General features: G+C 68.5%; 16 protein-coding genes and 2 pseudogenes. 11 read left to right on the top strand and 7 right to left on the bottom strand.

Features of this window, described 5'->3' with window-relative positions:
- Positions 1–424: 424 nt before the first annotated feature.
- Positions 425–1,717: an MFS transporter gene (locus SALPAC2_RS0119815; protein WP_085981289.1), complete on the bottom strand. Its 1,293-nt coding sequence runs from the start codon at positions 1,715–1,717 to the stop codon at positions 425–427.
- Positions 1,718–1,879: 162 nt separating this feature from the next.
- On the opposite strand from SALPAC2_RS0119815, the gene SALPAC2_RS28640 reads away from it, so the two are divergent.
- From SALPAC2_RS28640 to SALPAC2_RS28245, 3 genes and pseudogenes are all read left to right on the top strand, one after another.
- Positions 1,880–2,419 (top strand): hypothetical protein, encoded by a 540-nt coding sequence (locus SALPAC2_RS28640; RefSeq protein ID WP_026184923.1) that lies wholly within the window; start codon positions 1,880–1,882, stop codon positions 2,417–2,419.
- Positions 2,335–2,751, top strand: a pseudogene (locus SALPAC2_RS25185) (GNAT family N-acetyltransferase); the annotation flags it as partial. The gene SALPAC2_RS28640 and the pseudogene SALPAC2_RS25185, both read left to right, overlap by 85 nt.
- Positions 2,752–2,877 carry a hypothetical protein gene (locus tag SALPAC2_RS28245; protein WP_263404673.1) on the top strand — a complete coding sequence of 42 codons (126 nt, stop codon included), beginning with the start codon at positions 2,752–2,754 and terminating at the stop codon, positions 2,875–2,877.
- A gap of 397 nt (positions 2,878–3,274) precedes the next feature.
- Here the strand turns inward: SALPAC2_RS28245 and SALPAC2_RS0119830 are convergent, their stop codons facing one another.
- From SALPAC2_RS0119830 to SALPAC2_RS0119845, 5 genes are all read right to left on the bottom strand, one after another.
- Complete coding sequence (locus SALPAC2_RS0119830) at positions 3,275–4,456, bottom strand: MFS transporter (protein WP_018218371.1); 1,182 nt, start codon at positions 4,454–4,456, stop codon at positions 3,275–3,277.
- Positions 4,457–4,610: 154 nt separating this feature from the next.
- The gene (locus SALPAC2_RS0119835; protein WP_018218372.1) at positions 4,611–5,168 is read right to left on the bottom strand and encodes an NUDIX hydrolase; all 558 of its coding nucleotides are present in this window, start codon (positions 5,166–5,168) and stop codon (positions 4,611–4,613) included.
- Between the two features lie 86 nt (positions 5,169–5,254).
- Complete coding sequence (locus SALPAC2_RS28250; protein ID WP_263404671.1) at positions 5,255–5,389, bottom strand: hypothetical protein; 135 nt, start codon at positions 5,387–5,389, stop codon at positions 5,255–5,257.
- Positions 5,390–5,482: 93 nt separating this feature from the next.
- Complete coding sequence (locus tag SALPAC2_RS0119840) at positions 5,483–6,142, bottom strand: response regulator (protein ID WP_018218373.1); 660 nt, start codon at positions 6,140–6,142, stop codon at positions 5,483–5,485.
- Positions 6,115–7,404 (bottom strand): sensor histidine kinase, encoded by a 1,290-nt coding sequence (locus SALPAC2_RS0119845; protein WP_018218374.1) that lies wholly within the window; start codon positions 7,402–7,404, stop codon positions 6,115–6,117. The genes SALPAC2_RS0119840 and SALPAC2_RS0119845 overlap by 28 nt, the downstream gene beginning before the upstream one ends.
- A gap of 180 nt (positions 7,405–7,584) precedes the next feature.
- Between SALPAC2_RS0119845 and SALPAC2_RS0119850 the strand changes: the two genes are divergently transcribed.
- The 6 genes from SALPAC2_RS0119850 (at position 7,585) to SALPAC2_RS0119875 (ending at position 13,267) form a co-directional block, all read left to right on the top strand.
- Positions 7,585–7,833 (top strand): hypothetical protein, encoded by a 249-nt coding sequence (locus tag SALPAC2_RS0119850; protein WP_018218375.1) that lies wholly within the window; start codon positions 7,585–7,587, stop codon positions 7,831–7,833.
- A gap of 69 nt (positions 7,834–7,902) precedes the next feature.
- Positions 7,903–8,046, top strand: coding sequence for a BTAD domain-containing putative transcriptional regulator (locus tag SALPAC2_RS28565; protein ID WP_397540879.1), 144 nt, complete (start codon positions 7,903–7,905; stop codon positions 8,044–8,046).
- Positions 8,047–8,174: 128 nt separating this feature from the next.
- Complete coding sequence (locus SALPAC2_RS0119860) at positions 8,175–8,912, top strand: ABC transporter ATP-binding protein (protein ID WP_018218377.1); 738 nt, start codon at positions 8,175–8,177, stop codon at positions 8,910–8,912.
- Positions 8,906–11,383 carry an ABC transporter permease gene (locus SALPAC2_RS0119865; protein ID WP_018218378.1) on the top strand — a complete coding sequence of 826 codons (2,478 nt, stop codon included), beginning with the start codon at positions 8,906–8,908 and terminating at the stop codon, positions 11,381–11,383. Before SALPAC2_RS0119860 ends, SALPAC2_RS0119865 begins: the two co-directional genes overlap by 7 nt.
- 495 nt (positions 11,384–11,878) lie before the next feature.
- A complete protein-coding gene (locus tag SALPAC2_RS0119870) occupies positions 11,879–12,745 on the top strand; it encodes a hypothetical protein (protein ID WP_018218379.1) in 867 nt (288 codons plus the stop codon).
- Positions 12,746–12,901: 156 nt separating this feature from the next.
- Positions 12,902–13,267, top strand: coding sequence for a VOC family protein (locus SALPAC2_RS0119875; RefSeq protein WP_026184925.1), 366 nt, complete (start codon positions 12,902–12,904; stop codon positions 13,265–13,267).
- A gap of 194 nt (positions 13,268–13,461) precedes the next feature.
- Here SALPAC2_RS0119875 and SALPAC2_RS0119880 read toward each other — a convergent pair whose 3' ends face one another.
- The gene (locus SALPAC2_RS0119880) at positions 13,462–14,076 is read right to left on the bottom strand and encodes a DUF1345 domain-containing protein (RefSeq protein ID WP_018218381.1); all 615 of its coding nucleotides are present in this window, start codon (positions 14,074–14,076) and stop codon (positions 13,462–13,464) included.
- 411 nt (positions 14,077–14,487) lie between these two features.
- Here SALPAC2_RS0119880 and pyrE point away from each other — a divergent pair, with 411 nt between their 5' ends.
- Complete coding sequence (gene pyrE, locus SALPAC2_RS0119885; RefSeq protein ID WP_018218382.1) at positions 14,488–15,009, top strand: orotate phosphoribosyltransferase; 522 nt, start codon at positions 14,488–14,490, stop codon at positions 15,007–15,009.
- Between the two features lie 286 nt (positions 15,010–15,295).
- Positions 15,296–15,496 (top strand): annotated as a pseudogene (locus tag SALPAC2_RS28570) (hypothetical protein); the annotation flags it as partial.
- Positions 15,497–15,518 lie beyond the last annotated feature (22 nt).

A 15,518-nucleotide genomic window follows, 5' to 3' on the forward strand; every position in this document is an offset into this window, starting at 1 on the left:
CCCTGAGGTTTCCCCGGTATCTCGGAGGCTTTCGATCGTGGTCTTACCGGCCCTGACCAGGAGGGCCGAACAGCTCGGTGTGCATCCCGAAGCGTTGCGTAACTGGATCCGCCAGGACGAGGCGGACCACGGTGAGCGCTTCGACCGGCCCTGCACCGGCGAGGCCGGACGAACTTCGCCGGCTGCGGAAACCGTTGCTCTATCCCCTGAGCTACGAGGGCGCGAGCGCCCAGTCTCGCGACCCGGGGGGTTCACCCGGGTTGGCATCCGCTGGAAAGCACACACCGCGCACATTATTGAAGATCATGTACGGCCTCCGAACTTCAACGATCGATGATGTTGATGGCGTGGCGGCCGTCCGCCTGGGGCCGGATCCGACCCGAACAGAGGTGGGCCATCGGTGAGTCGGCGACCGGGTGCAGCTCTACAGTGCCGCACCGCCGTCCAATGTCTTTTCCTTGACGTCGGGGATGGCCTCGCCCTCGTCGACGAATGTCGCTGGAGTGACGGCGAGCCGCCGGATGTGCGGCACGAACAGGGCGCCCGCGGTGGCCGCCGTCATCAGGGCACCGCACAGCAGGAGCGCCGGGCGTGCACCTACGCTGGCGGCAAGCGGGGCCGCTGCCATCAGACCAAGCGGGCCGATCATGAAGGTGCCGAGCGCGTCGTATGACGCGACCCGTGAGAGCGCCTCCCGTGGGATTTCCCGCTGCATGGTGGTCTCGAACAGCACCCCGAAGGTGTTGAATCCGATGCCCAGGATGAAGGATCCCGCCACTACCGCGAACAGCGGTGCGCCGACTCCCAGCAGCAAAACCGGCACTGCCATCGCGAAGATCATCGGGGTGGCCACGAGGAGCGGACGGCGCGGCCGCAGCCGCATCGAGACCACTACGCCGACGAGCGTGCCGGCCGACTGCCCGAGCAGGACCATTGACCAGGCGGGAGCGCCTCCCATGTGCTCCTTGGCGACTACGGGACCTAGCACGCCGAAGGCGGCCTGCATCGCCGAGATCACGAGCGCGAACTGCAGCACTGTCACCCAGAGCCAGGTCCGGCTCGAAAACTCCTTCCAGCCCGCGCGCAGGTCCGCGACGATCGAGGGGGCACTGCCTCCGTGAAACCGGGGCCGGAGGCGCAGCGTGGCGAGCAGCATCGCCGAGACAGCGTAGGCGGCCGCGTTGGTGGCAAGGGCCCAGCCGGGGCCGACTAGGGCAACCATGCCGCCGGCCAGGGAGAGCCCGAGGATCCGGCCGGCGTTCATGCCGAAGCGCAGCAGGGCGTTGGCGGTTTGCAGGCGTTCGGGGGGAACCACGTCCGGTACCACGCCGGTGAGGGCCGGGTAGTACAGCGCGAGAGAGACACCGATGACCACCGAGCAGGCGACGACGGCTGTCACGGGGGAGTTCCCGGTCAGGAACATGGCGGCCAGGGCCGTGAAGGACAGGGCCGACGCCAGTTCGGAGCCCATCATCAGCAGATGCCGGGGCACGCGGTCTGCGATCACTCCGCCGAACAGGAGCAGCGCGATTTCCGGAATGGTCTGGGCGGACAGGACGAGGGTCAGCGTGCCGGCACCGGCTCCGGGCAGGTCGAGGACCGCGAAGGTGAGGGCCACAGGCCCGAACGCCGAACCTAGCACAGCGATGGTGCGGGCCGTGAATAAGACGGCGAACCGCCTTTCTCGTAGCAGACCCAGGTCGCGCAACTCAGGCACCTTCCAATGAAATGACAATGAATAGCGCCGAGGGCTCCGACTCAGGTGCCCCTGCGGCCCCGGAAACTGAAGACAGCTTCAAACCTCAAGTCCGCTGCAGGTCAAGTCCTGGCTCGGTGTCCGGTGGCTCACAAGAGACTGGTCTGGGAACAGACCAGGCACATGCTGTGGCTGCGCAGCGCGCTGCGGGAGTACTTCCCGGCCGCGTTGGCCGCGTTCGCTGACCTGACTGCCCTGGAAGCGCTGGAGTTCCTGGCCAGGGTGCCTGGGCCTGCCTCGGCCGCCCTTGACGCGGATCTCGCCGCGGTCAAGCGTGCACGGCGCCGCCATGCCAGGGTCAGGGTCGAGGCGATCCGGAATGCGCTAAACCGCCTGGCGATGCTGCTGGGCAGCGGGCAGCGGGCAGGCGCAGGTGGTGCGAGCGTTGGAGGCGCCGCAGACGACCACCGCGGTGGCGGCTTCGCTGGGGATCTCCGAGAGTACAGTGTCACAGCATTTGACGGTCCTGTCCGCGTCCGGCCTGGTGCGGAAGCAGCGGGCTCGGTGTGCAGGTCTTCTACCAACTCAACCGGGGCGGCGTGGCCCTACTCGAACGACTGGGGTTGTGACATGGGCATGTGCGGTCCGGACGAGATCCATCCCGAGCTGATCCGGCCGGACGTCCGGCTGCACGCCTCCTGGCTCGCTGCCTACGCCGAATAGCCCGCAGGTCACATCTGGATGGGGCCGGGCTCGGGGCCGACGACGACGTTACGAGCCCGGAAGGCTTCGCCACCTGGGTCGCCAAACTGCTCCATAGCGCCGATCCGGCGGTAGCACCGGCACCCGGCCGGGCACATTCCACGTACTGGTGGATCACGTACGATGGCGTCTGTCTGGGCGCGATCGAGCTTCGGCACGCGCTGACCCCGCTCCTGCTAGAGGCAGGCGGGCACATCGGTTACAGCATCTGTCCCCGGTACCGGCGGCGCGGCCTCGCGACCTGGGCGTTGGAGACGGCACTCGAACGGGCCCGGTCGAGGGGGATGGATAGGGTGCTGCTGACCTGTTCACCGGACAATTACGCCTCGGGCCGCATGATCGAGAAGGCGGGCGGGGTGCTGGAGGACGTACGGGACACCGTGATCGGCCCGAAGCGGCGTTACTGGGTAGCTCTCTGACTCACGTCGCGCGTCTGCCCCCGCCGTAGCGGCGAACGAGATCGGCCAGCAGACCCGCCGCACGGAGCGGATCGCTGCCAAAGGTGGTCTCGGTCGTGAGCAACAGCCCGTCGACGCCCGACTCCAGTACGCAACACAGATGGCGAGCTCAGAAGGAAGCGGGAGCCCTGAGTGCTCCAGGCCGGACAGCAGCTGGGTGCCCCGCCACTCCGTCTGCGACGGACGCTCACCGATTGACTACAAACGATCGACCACCCACGTCCTGGAGAACCAGGCCGCATAACCGAGTCCTCCACGATTCCAGGGGATTGACACCGTGCCGTCTCGATCCAGCAGCATGGACGGGGCCATCGGCGAGGCTGAGTCCCGTCGAGGTCCAGCCCGAGCAGGCGCGACATCAGCTGACCAACGTCGGGACGCGCGCCGTGTGGGCGCGGCGGAACAGCACGAGCAGTACGGTGCCGACGAACGCCAGGCCGGCGGTCGTCGCGGCGGCCTCGCGTGTCCCGGCCATGTCTTGGACCGCGCCGGCGATGGCTGACCCGGCACCGGAGCCGACGGCGAAGAGCGTGACCAACCATGCGAACGCCTCCACGATCGTGCCAGGCGGAGCAAGCTCGTCGATCAGCGAGAAGGCGATCACCAGCAGCGGCGGCAGGAAGAACCCCGCGACGAACACGATCGCCGCCATGGCCCACACCGGCGCGAGCGTGGCGACCAGCAGGTAGGCGGCGCCGAGGCAGGCGCTGAACACGACGATTCGGGTGGTGGCCGCAGTCTTCCACTGGATCCGACCCATGGTCAGTGCGCCGATCAGTGCACCGGTGGCGGAGACGACCAGCAGCACGCTGGCTCCGCCCCAGACGGCGTTCTGCTCTGCGTAGGACACCAGGACGATGCTGAGGGCACCGATCGGCACCACCGTCCCGGCCACCCCCAGCAGCATGACCACCAGCAGTGGACTGCGCAGCGGACCGAGCAGGCCGGCGCTGCTGGATACGCCGCGCCACTGCCGCGACGGCACCGAGGACGCGAAGACCATGGTGCCCAGCAGGCAGAGTACGGCCGTCATCATGAGCGCCGCCGCGGGTGACCACACGGCGACCGTCACCGCTACCAGCATCGGGCCGGCGACGAAGATGACCTCCTGTCCCACCGCGTCCAGCGAGTAGGCACGCTGCAGGTTATCCTGCCCGACCAGGCCCGGCCAGAGCGCGCGTAGACACGGCTCCAGCGGTGGGGTGGCGAACCCAGCAACGGCCATGCCGACCAGCACGACAGTCCGGTTGCTGGGCTGCAGTGCCGCCGTGACCACAGCAGTTGAGGAGACCACTGCGGCACCGGTCAGCACGGTGGTCTGGCTGCGCCGATCGATCAGCCGGCTCAGGGCCGGCCCGCCGACTGCATGGGACACCGTGAGCACCGCAAGGGCCACCCCGATGAACCGGAATTCGATTCCGTGCTCGCGCAGCGTCAGGGTCAACGCCAGCGCGACCATCGAGGTGGGCAGGCGGCCGACGATAGCCGCCAGCAGTAGCCGGGCAACGGAGGGAATGCGTAACAGGTCGAGGTAGCTCAATGGGGTTTTCCGTTCGAAGCGGACCGCGAGAGCGGCGAGGCCCTCCTCGTCGAGGACCAGGTCGATGTCGGCGACACAGCTTTTTGCTTCTTCCGGTGAGGTCGGGTCGGCAGGGCCGGACTGGACAGGCTGTTTTTCTCCTTCGATGGCGGCCCTACTGGTCGAAGAGTTCCGCCACGCGGGCGAGCAACTCGTGCAGGTTCGGCTCGGTGGTGATGGCATGTGCCTCGGGCAGGCTCAGCCAACGCAACGTGGCGGTCGGCTTCTCCGGCCGCGCCCGCGCAGGTGTCTCGGTGGCCAGCACGAAACGCAGGTCGGCGTGCTCGTGAGCGGGTTCGTCCGGGCTGGCCGGCACCGGCAGAACCGCGACCTGACGTATCGAGGTATCCGGCCAGCACACCAGGTCGTCGAGGTGGGTCTCCTCTCGTCCCTCGCGCAGCACGACGTCGATCGGGTCGTGCTCACCGGGATCGCCGTGCCCGCCGATCTGCAGCCACGCCTGCATGCGGGCGTGCCAGCGCAGCATGATCCGCCGCGTCGGTGGGTGGACCACCAGCGCCGAGGCGGTGACATGCAGTGGCAGGTCGCGCGACCACGGGTCGCCGGAGGTCAGCAGATCCAGGAGGCGCTCGACGTCGGAGGCCTCCGTGGAGGTCCGCGGCCGGTACCCGGCGAGGAGTGCCGCGATCGGCGCTGTCGTGATGTTGTGCACCCATTACTCCCTAATGGACACAAGTGTCAAAATGCTCGACCGTATCGAATTGGCCGCCGTACCGGCGCTCCGACGCCCGCCCGCAGTCATAGCAATGGGCCCGGCCGGTAGGCAACCCCCTCCGGGTACGCCGCGACCTCCGCCTCGATCCGCTGCACAATCTGGGTGACCTGCTCCCCTCCGTGCCGGTAAACACAGGGACGTGGCGGACGAGTTGCCATGGCCGGAAGGTGTCATCGCGCCACGACCTCAGCCTGCGCCGGGCATCGAACGCGGCGAGCGCGGACGGAGGGCGAGAATTCGCAGGTCAGGGCTCAGGATCGCAGGAAGGTGAGCACCGCGAGCACGCGCCGGTGGCTCTCCTCGGTCTGCGGGAGATCGAGCTTGTAGAGGATGTTGCGGATGTGCTTGGCCACTGCCGCCTCGGTGACCACCAGGTTCGCGGCGATCGCGGCATTGGACCGGCCCTCGGCGACCAGGGCCAGCACCTCGCGCTCGCGGTTGGTCAGCGTTTCGAGGGGATTGCGGCGCCGGCGCAGCATCTGCCGCACCACCTCGGGATCCAAGACGGTGCCACCCGCCACCACCCGGTCGAGCGCGTCGAGGAATTCCTCCACCTGCCCGATCCGGTCCTTGAGCAGATAGCCGACGCCCGTTCCGTCGCCGGCGTTCAGCAATTCTGTCGCGTACATCGTCTCGACGTACTGGCTCAGCACGAGCATGGGCAGGGCCGGGCGTGTGCGGCGCAATTCCACCGCGGCGCGCAGCCCTTCGTCCTTGAATCCCGGCGGCATGCGCACGTCGGTCACGACCACGTCGGGTTCGTGCGTTTCGACCGCATCTAGCAGGCCATCGGCATCGGAGACTGCGGCGACGACCCGGTGACCGAACCGCGCCATCAGCCCGATCAGGCCCTCCCGCAGCAGAACGCTGTCCTCGGCGAGGACTATTCGGAGTTCGGAAGCGGCTGGCAAGGAATCTCCACAACTATTCGGGTGGGTCCGCCCGGTGGGCTGGACAGCGACAGTCTGCCATCGACGACGGAAACCCGGTCACCGAGGCCGAGCAGGCCCGTCCCCGCGTCGATGTCGGCGCCGCCGCAACCGTTGTCGCAGATGCTCACCGTCAGGCGGCCTTGCTCATATCCGCCGGAGACCTCCCCGCGGTCGGCATCGGAATGTTTAGCCATGTTTGACAGCGCCTCTGAGACAACGAAGTAGACCGTAGACTCGATCGGCCGGGAGAATCGTTGCGGCACCGTCAGGGAAACGTCGACCGGAATCGCCGAGCGAGCCGCGAGCTCGTCCACCGCCTCCGCTAGGCCGAAATTGGTGAGTGCCGGAGGGTAAATGCCGCGGATCAGTTCCCGCAGCTCCACCAGAACCATTCCAGCCTCGTCGTGCGCGCGGGTCAGCTGCTCCGCCAGCGGTCCGGCCGGCGCGTCGAGCCGGGCCACCCCGAGCATCATCGTGAGGGTGACCAGCCGTTGCTGGGCGCCGTCGTGCAGGTCCCGCTCGATGCGGCCGCGCTCGGCCTCGAATGCGTCGACCAAGCGAACCCGGGAGCGGGTCAGCTCGGTAATCCGTTCCCCCAGCTGGCTGCCGGTCGGGGTGATGAGGATGCGGGCCAGCGCCCCGCGCGAGCCGGCGAGCAGGCCCAGCCCGTACGCGCAGGCGACCAGCGCGAGGACTCCCGCGGCGCAGACGGCGAACGCGCCCGGCCAAGAGGTGACCGCGTACGCCTTCAGCACGTTGACCTGCTCACCCTCGCCGACGGTGGCGAGCAGCAACGGGGTGGCGAGCAGCGCGAGCGGCACGGTCACCCCCAGGGTCACGGCGAGCAAGTCGATGGGCCCGAGCACGAACATGAGCAGCGCCGCGTAGCCGAGCTCGCGCCACGTGACCGGCTCGGTGAAGCGGGTCCGCAGCCACGAGGTGAGCCCCGGGCGCGGCGGGGTGCGGTGGGCGTCGGGCACCGGCCGGGTGTCGATCATCCGCAGCGACCAGCGCTCGACGACCGCCACGGGCAGGCCTAGCAGGGCGATCGCGCCCAGCAGTGGGATGCCGACGACCACGACCGCGAGCAGTCCACCGGCCGACAGTAGAAGCACCGCCACGACCAGCGTGAGCAATCCCGTCAGACCATTGACGATCAGGTATCCGATCGAGCGCAAAGGCCACCCGGACAGCAGGAAACCCGGCCGGGCCAGGGCCTGCCATACGTTTTGCGCGCTCACCCGGACAACCGTAGACAGCCGATGATCACGTTTCCAGCCAGCAGGCGCGACCGGCGGAGGTAGCGCCTGCGTTACCAACAAGACTCACTTCCGGAGGCGTGTGGCCGGCCCGCAGATCCGGTTCTCTTGATGAAGTGCATCCGCACCGCAAGGACCAGGCCACTGGAGGGTGAGTACCCGATGACCGATTGGCTGGCCGGCAACGTCGTGGCGCTGGGACTGTGGGGCACATTGCTGGTGGTCCTGCTGTTTCCCGCGCTCGAGGCGGCAGTTCCCTTCATCGGCATTCTCGTACCGGGACAGAGCGGGGTGGTCGTGGGCGGGATGCTCGCCTCGCACCGGGTCGTCCCGCTGCCCGCGGCCATTGCCGCCGCCCTGGCCGGCGCCGTGCTCGGCAACCTGATCGGATATTGGGTTGGTGGGCGGTGACCTGGACCCTCATCGGCGTCCTCGTCGCCCGCGGGGCAGGCGGTGTCACCGAGCTCGTGACGTGAGCCAATCCACGAGGGGCGCCGCCGGCTCGCCGAGGAGCTCGGCGTGGACCCGGCAGCACGCATTACCCGCACCTACCAGGCCGTGCTCAACAGTGAGCTCGAGCGCACGCCGGCCCCGAGCCGGGAGTCCACGCTCGTCACGATCTGATCCTTCCACCCACTACGGGGCATCGGCGTCACGCGACGCCGGTGCCCCTTCCCGGTATCGCTAGCACTACCGCAAAGACTCACTCCCGCGAGGCTGTGCGCAGCCTCGCCGTACACCAAGGTCGAACCATGACCCGTGACGCGATTCGGCTCCGCAACGTCACCCGCACCTATGGCGCGAGCGACGGAGCGGTGACCGCCTTGAACGACCTCTCCCTGTCCTTCACCGAGGGCACCTTCGCCGCCGTCATGGGCCCCTCGGGGTCGGGCAAGTCAACGCTGCTGCAGTGCGCGGCGGGCCTCGACCGGCCGACCTCCGGCTCGGTGCTGCTCGGCGAAACGGACCTGACGACGCTCAACGAGACGAAACTGACCCTGCTGCGCCGCGAGCGCATCGGCTTCGTGTTCCAGTCCTTCAACCTCCTGCCGGCGCTGACCGCTGAGCAGAACGTGGCGCTGCCGCTGCGGCTGGCCGGGCGCCGGCCCGGCCGCTCGCAGGTGCAGGACGTGCTGGCCCAGGTCGGGCTCGCGGGCCGGGCCAAGCACCGCCCGGGCGAGATGTCCGGCGGCCAGCAGCAGCGCGTCGCGATCGCCCGGGCGCTGATCACCCAGCCCGAGGTCCTCTTTGGCGACGAGGCCACCGGCGCGCTGGACTCCACCACCAGCCGCGACGTCCTGACGATGCTGCGGGCCTTAGTGGACGAGCAGCGGCAAACAATCGTGATGGTCACCCACGACCCGGTCGCCGCGTCGTACGCCGACCGCGTCGTATTCCTCGTCGACGGCCACCTCAACGGCGAGCTCGAGGCGCCCACAGCCGAGGCCGTCGCCGCCCGGATGACCCAGCTGGAGACCGTCGCATGCTGACCGTGACCCTCAGCACCCTGCGGACCCGCTGGATGACGCTCGTCGGCACGTTCGTCGCGCTGGCGCTGGGCGTGGCGCTGATCGCCACGATGGGCCTCGGGCTCGCGTCGACCCTCGACGCCCCCGAACAGGAGCCCGAGCGCTTCGCGGGAGCGCCGGTCGTGGTGCGCGGCCCGGACGAGCTGCGGGTGCCCACGCCGATCGGGGACCGCACCCAGCCCCTCGCCCAGCCGCGCGGCGTCGCGCCCGAGGTCGCCAAGGCGCTCGCCGCGAAGGCTCCCACGGTCGCCGACCGGTCGTTCCCCGTACGCGTGGCCGGACCCGGCGGCGACGACGACCTGGTCGGGCACCCGTGGTCGATCGCCGCGTTTGGCGGATACCGGCTGACCGCCGGGCACGAGCCCCGCAAGCCCACCGAGGTGGTGCTCTCCGGCGACGCGTCCCTGGTCGGCAAGGTGGTGTCGGTGCGCACCCCGGCAGGGCTGAGTACGCGTACGGTCGCCGGCGTGGTCGCGCCGGCCCGCTTCGAGGAGCCCATCTTCTTCGCCGACGCGGAGGCCGCCAAGCTCTCACCGCGCATCGACAACCTGGTCGTGCAGGCGGCGCCCGAGATGGTGCGTACGGTGGTCGGTGCCGGCTCGGACGTCCAGGTGCTCACCGGCAGCGACCGGCGCAAGGCCGACCCGGAGCCTAACCGCGACCGCGACGCCCTCATCGCCATGAACGCCCTGCTGGGCACCGCGGGCGGCGTCACCACGTTCGTGTCCGCCTTCGTGGTGGCGTCCACCTTCGCCTTCGCCGTCGCCCAGCGGCGTCGCGAGATCGGGCTGATGCGTACCGCCGGTGCCACCCCGCGGCAGGTGCGTTCGGTGATGTTCATGGAGGCGGTGGTGGTGGGCGTGCTCGCCTCGGTCGCCGGGTGTGTGCTGGGCTCGTACGGCGCCCCGTGGCTCGCGAGCCTGCTCGTCGACGAACAACTCGCACCCCCGTGGTTCACCATCGGGGCGTACACCTGGCCGTACCACCTGGCGTTCTCGACCGGGCTGCTCGTCGCGCTCGGCGGGGTCACGGTCGCCACGGTGCGGGCGGGGCGCATCCGTCCCGTCGAGGCGCTGCGGGAGGCCTCGGTGGACACCAAGGCCATGACGCCGGGGCGCTGGGTCTTCGGTGCCGGCCTGCTCGCCACCGGGCTGGGCATGCTCGTCTGGCGGCTGCTCGCCGACCCGGGCGACGCGCTGCACCGCAAGACGTACACCACCCAGCCGATGCTGCTGATCACCGCGGTGGCGCTGCTCGCGCCGATCCTCGTGCGGCCGCTGACCCGGCTGCTCGCGTGGCTCCCGGCCCAGCTGCCCGGCGCCACCGGCATGCTGGTACGCGAGAACGCGGCCGCCGGCGTGCGGCGCACCGCGGCGATCGCGGCGCCCGTGCTGGTGACCGTGGCGCTGGCCGGCTCGCTGCTGGGTGCGACGGCCACCATCAACGAGGCGAAGGCGAACGAGATCCGGGAGCAGACCCGCGCCGACTTGATCGTGCAGGCCGACGACGTCGCCGGGGGTTTCGACGCCCGGACGGTGGCGCAGGTTCGCCAGGTGCCCGGAGCCACGGTGACGGCCAGCGCCGCCACCCCCGTCTACCACCTCGAGGAGGGCACGGCGCTGATCCGCTCGGACGCGCAGGCCGTCGACCCGCGCGAGCTCGTCGCAGCGCGCAAGCTGCCGGTGCAGGCCGGTGACATCGCCGACCTTGACGACAGCAGCATCGTCGTCAACGAGGAGTGGGTGCAGCACACCGTCGGCGAGCAGGTCGACGTGTGGCTCGGCGACGGCACCAAGAAGTCGCTACGGATCGCGGCCGTGATCGCCACCGGCACCGGCAACAACGGCGTCTACGTGACCCCGCGCAACGCTCCTGGGGTCGAGCCGGACCGGCTGGAGGTCACCTGGGCCGCGGGCGCCGACGCGAGCGCCGGGACCGCGGCGGTCCGGGCCGCCCTGCAGCCCACCGGCGCGGATGTACAGACCCGGGCGGCGTGGATCCAGTCGGAGTACCCGAGCAACAGCCGCCAGACCCGCGTCGGCTACCTGGTGGTGCTCGGCATCGCGCTGATCTACACCGGCATCGCGCTGGGCAACACCATGGTGATGGCCACCTCGGACCGGGTACGCGACCTCGCAGTGCTGCGCCTCGCTGGTGCGACGAGGCGGCAGATCCTCATCCTGGTCGCCGTGGAGGCGATGACGGTCGTGGTGGTCGGCGCGGTGCTGGGCACCATCGTGATGGCGTTCAACATCCTGGGCATCTGGGGCTCGCTGGCCGCCCTGTCGGTCTGGTCCAGCGTGGTGCTGCCCTGGCAGACGCTCGCGGCGACGGTGGGGGCGTGCGCGGTGGTCGCCGTGGTCGCCTCCGTGCTGCCCGCTGCCGGCGCGCTGCGGACCCGCCCGGTGGAGCTGGCCGGCGCCCGCGAGTGAGCGCCACCCGGCCGTGACCGCGCTGGGACCGACCGCTTCGGGTCGGTCCCGCCGGGAGCCCGTTCTCCCGTTGCGGGCTCCCGGCCACCGAAGCACCAGTGCCCCCAGATATCCCGCCAGGTGCGGCCGGGATGTCTGGGGGTACGACTTGTCGCGCGGTGCCACTGTCACCCACAGAGGCGCGAGGAGCATCCGGTCGCCCTGCGCCTGCAGGTCCTTGATCCCCTCGGAGCAGGCCGCAGCAGCGCCGTCGGGCCGGTCTCTTCCTGACTTTCGTCCGGCAGAGTGCCAGCGCTGATCCTGACCGGGACGCGCCCGCCATCGACCAGCTCGCGTACCCCTCTACTGCTCTCGCTGGGCTGCCTGGGGCCACACCGCGGCATTGTCTGGACAGGACTGAGGCCTCCGTTGCACCGCCCTGCCTTGGGTCGCGCCCCGGTGGTGAGGGCCCACCAATAACCGAACGATTATTGAAGTCAATGAGATCATGTGGCGATGACACCTCTCCATACCCGCTTCGCGCAGGTCGCCCGCGCCGCTCGCGACAACCTCGGCGTCGCGGTCGACCTGGTGCTGGTACACAACGAAAAGACCGTGCGTGGTCGGCAGCCACGCGCTTCACTGAACCGCGCCCTGGTCGTGACGACCATCGGCGCATGGGATCGCTTCATCGCCGATACCCGGTCGGCCTTTTCCACCGATGTGGACTTGGTGCACTGGGTTGCTGGGCAGGAAAACAGCGTGCCCAAAGAGCTGTATGCCAGTAAGGCCGAGCAAGTTCTCGTTGACTCCACAGCCTGTGATTCGAACTTCCTCAACAGACTGCGGGTGAACGCGGCGACCGGCTGGAGCGGCGTGCGGATGACTGCCATGGAGCAGTTGACCGGGCATGATCCGGGGAAACGGTCAGGCCTGACCTTCAGCCAACACCTCAACCAGTGGGTGACACTGCGCAACGCCCTCGCGCACGGCAGCCTGCATCAGCTGCTCAACCGGGTTAGCGACCCGCGGCGGTGGACCGACAAAGCGATCGGTGATCCCTACGCAAGTATTTTGCACGATCGATATCGGTTGTGGCACTCGGACGCCGAAGGCGACAGCAGCGTTCCGCCGGAACAGCGGATGATAGGAGCGACCATCCAGGCAGGGTGCGCCCGTTCCTGTCTTGCGTTGATCATCCAACTCGTTGACTGGCTCATCGTCGAGATCTGTTCCGCCCACCATCGCGATTGGGATGCCGATGACCTACGGCTGCCCTCCGACTGGTTCCAGCGCGATCTCCCGGTCAGCTTCCGTGGCAGCACCGCTGGCGAGCACGCCCACTGGAGTCTCTGGGGTGGTCCTTCGCTGCACCGCCGATGAACGGCCCATCCGAGAGGCGACGTTGCCCTTGCCGGCATCGGTTGCAGCGAAGTGCCGGACGGCGATGCCGACGCCCCTACGGTGACCGGAGGCCCTACGTGGTGGCCGAAACCCTTGTAGACCGTCGGGCTGAACCTGACAGCCCGCCGGCTGCCTATGATCATGCCCATGGCACTCGAATGGGAGCAGATCATCGTCGATTCCTCCGACCCCATCGCCCTCGGGCAGTGGTGGGCCGTGGCTCTCGGCTGGGTCGTGGTCGACAAGACCGAGGAGATCGTGGAGATCCGGCCCGCGCCGGACCGGTTGCCGGGGCTGCTCTTCGTCCCCGTCGCTGAGGGCAAGACGGCGAAGAACCGGCTCCACCCCGACTTCCGCCCCGACGACCAGGAGGCCGAGGTCGCCCGGCTGATCTCCCTCGGTGCCCGGCGCGCCGAACCTGTGCAGGAAGGGCAGCACTGGGTGACCCTCTTCGACCCGGAGGGCAACGAATTCTGCGTCCTGGCCGAGCCGAGGAGCTGAGCGGGACCACTCACCCGTTCTGACGAACGTGCCGGACGGTTTCGCCCAGGGCGGGGTGAGCGGTATGAGGCCACTTCGGTGGCCGGCCTGGTCCGGAGCAGGCTACCGGCGTCCCTATAACCACATTTTTAACAGCGAGACCCCGGGCCGACCGAAGGGCATTGCCGAATCGGCCCGGGTCGCTGACCGAAGTGTTAGCTTGTGATTACGCTAACGACAATACCGATGGTCGCAGTGTTGTAGATGAACGACAGGATGGCGTGTGAGAGTACTCCGAGCCTGACCTTCGAATTTTGCGTTTCTACATCCGGGATCGCAAAAGTCGCGCCGATGCTGAAAGACAGATAGGTGAAGTCGATGAAGCTTGGCCGATCCGTGTTGGGGAAAACCAATGTTTTCGTCGGCAGGGCGGCATAGTAGCTCTGCGCGTACCGTTCCGCATAACCAAAGTGAAGGATTCCCCAGGCGAGCAGCACGGTGGGAACGCCCACTCCCTTGGCGATCAATGTCTCGAGCTCATTGTCGCCGCCCATTACGATCACGATACCTGCGGTGATTCCGACCAAACTCGCGAAGATGGTAAACAGCAGGCCGAGGCGGGGTCCCAAGGTCCGCTTGAGCCACGCATCACTCTCGTCCAATCCTCGCTTGCCCCGAAGGCGGCGGATGCGGATTGCGAGGTAGAGCATTCCGGTGAGGTCCCAGAGTGCGATATAGCCTAAACTTTGGTCCCAGAGTATGATGAACACGCCCAGGGCGATGAGGGTTACCTCGATCAGCCGAGACATCGCGAACGTAATTTTGGCCATGGCAATCCTAAAGGGGTGTAGGAAAGGGTCACCGACGGTTTTTCTTAACGCCTGTAGCGGTCGCATGCTACGTCATTGGGTTCAACGTGGACGCAGGGGGTCGACGTTGCCCCACGCGGAGCCTGATACGGCTGGGACCCCAGTTTTCCTGTAGGGAGACTGCCAGCTGTGCGTACGCGGCGGCGAGTTCCGCGTCCGGAACGTCGGTGACCACATGCGGGATGCCCCGCGTCGGGTTGCCCCGGGCGGTGGCGAGTCCCCGGCGCGCGGTGCCGATGAGGTGGCGGCGAACCAGTCCAGGGCATCGATGCCCCTCCGGACGGGTCCACCCGACGTACTCGGCCATCAACAGCATCGGTTACCAGTGGGCTCGATGCCCGGTCAATACCGGCGGAATGCGAAACTGGCCAGATGGCTGACCCGCTTGCCCGTCGCGTCTACGACACGTGCCACCTGACCGGACGGTTCCGGCTGCGCTCCGGGCAGGTCAGCACGGAGTACTTCGACAAGTACCTGTTCGAGGGTGAGCCGAACCTGCTGCGCGAGGTCGCCGAAGCGATGGTGGACCTGCTGCCGGAGTGCGACGTACTGGCGGGAATGGAGATGGGTGGCATCCCGCTGGCCACTGTGATGTCACAACTGACCGGGCTGCCCACGGTCTTTGTGCGCAAACACGCCAAGGAGTACGGCACCAGCAAGGTCGCCGAGGGTGGTCCTGTGCACGGGCGCCGGGTCGTTCTGGTCGAGGATGTCGTGACCACCGGAGGCGCCCTACTGTCGTCGTGCGGTCAGCTACGCGCCATTGGCGCCAAGGTAGACACGGTGGTCTGCGCCATCGACCGTGAGCAGGGCGGTCCGGAAAATCTGGCCGCCGAGGCGCTACAGCTCCGCGCCGCCCTTACCCGCCGTGACCTGGAAGCCCTAACGGAGTAACTCCGGCGCGGCGTGAGCTACGGCGGATAAGGCAGCCGGCGGCGCCTTCTCCGGACGTCGTGCCCGAGGGTGCGCCGGCCGTCGTTCGGGCAGGGCGTGGCGGAGTCGACTATGGCCGCCAGCTCAACCCGAACTACTGCGAATTCCTGGGCGTCGTGCCGGAACAGGCGCAGAACTGGTCGGACCGGTCGGCACAAGCCCGGAGCAGTACAACGAATTCAGCTCGTCGCTTTCTGACGCGCTGCGGGCCGGCGGCCTCGACCCGGCCGGGGTGTACGCGCGGCCCGCCGACGGTACGGTGATTGCCTTGGCGGTGTCGGAGTCGTCTACGCGGGGAGAACGCACCCGGCGCTGGACGGCGGCCGGGGCGCCACTCGTGGCGGGGAGCGCGCTGCCGGCCGGCCGGGACGAGGCCGAGCGGATCGCGTCGGAGGCGCTCGGCCTCACGCTGCCCAATGAGGCGGCGCCGCACGAAATGTTGGCGGGGTGCCCGTGTCGACACAACAGTG

Origin of the sequence: Salinispora vitiensis, from assembly GCF_000378825.1 — a bacterium.
GTDB classification, from domain to species: domain Bacteria; phylum Actinomycetota; class Actinomycetes; order Mycobacteriales; family Micromonosporaceae; genus Micromonospora; species Micromonospora vitiensis.

What these genes read in the sequence shown, in the direction of transcription:
- SALPAC2_RS0119865 (WP_018218378.1), top strand. Translation starts at nt 8,906, where the DNA reads ATGCTGACCGTGACCCTCAGCACCCTGCGGACCCGCTGGATGACGCTC.
- SALPAC2_RS0119880 (WP_018218381.1), bottom strand. Translation starts at nt 14,076, where the DNA reads ATGGCCAAAATTACGTTCGCGATGTCTCGGCTGATCGAGGTAACCCTC.
- SALPAC2_RS0119860 (WP_018218377.1), top strand. Translation starts at nt 8,175, where the DNA reads ATGACCCGTGACGCGATTCGGCTCCGCAACGTCACCCGCACCTATGGC.
- pyrE (WP_018218382.1), top strand. Translation starts at nt 14,488, where the DNA reads ATGGCTGACCCGCTTGCCCGTCGCGTCTACGACACGTGCCACCTGACC.
- SALPAC2_RS28250 (WP_263404671.1), bottom strand. Translation starts at nt 5,389, where the DNA reads ATGGCAACTCGTCCGCCACGTCCCTGTGTTTACCGGCACGGAGGGGAG.
- SALPAC2_RS0119870 (WP_018218379.1), top strand. Translation starts at nt 11,879, where the DNA reads ATGACACCTCTCCATACCCGCTTCGCGCAGGTCGCCCGCGCCGCTCGC.
- SALPAC2_RS0119850 (WP_018218375.1), top strand. Translation starts at nt 7,585, where the DNA reads ATGACCGATTGGCTGGCCGGCAACGTCGTGGCGCTGGGACTGTGGGGC.
- SALPAC2_RS28640 (WP_026184923.1), top strand. Translation starts at nt 1,880, where the DNA reads ATGCTGTGGCTGCGCAGCGCGCTGCGGGAGTACTTCCCGGCCGCGTTG.
- SALPAC2_RS0119875 (WP_026184925.1), top strand. Translation starts at nt 12,902, where the DNA reads ATGATCATGCCCATGGCACTCGAATGGGAGCAGATCATCGTCGATTCC.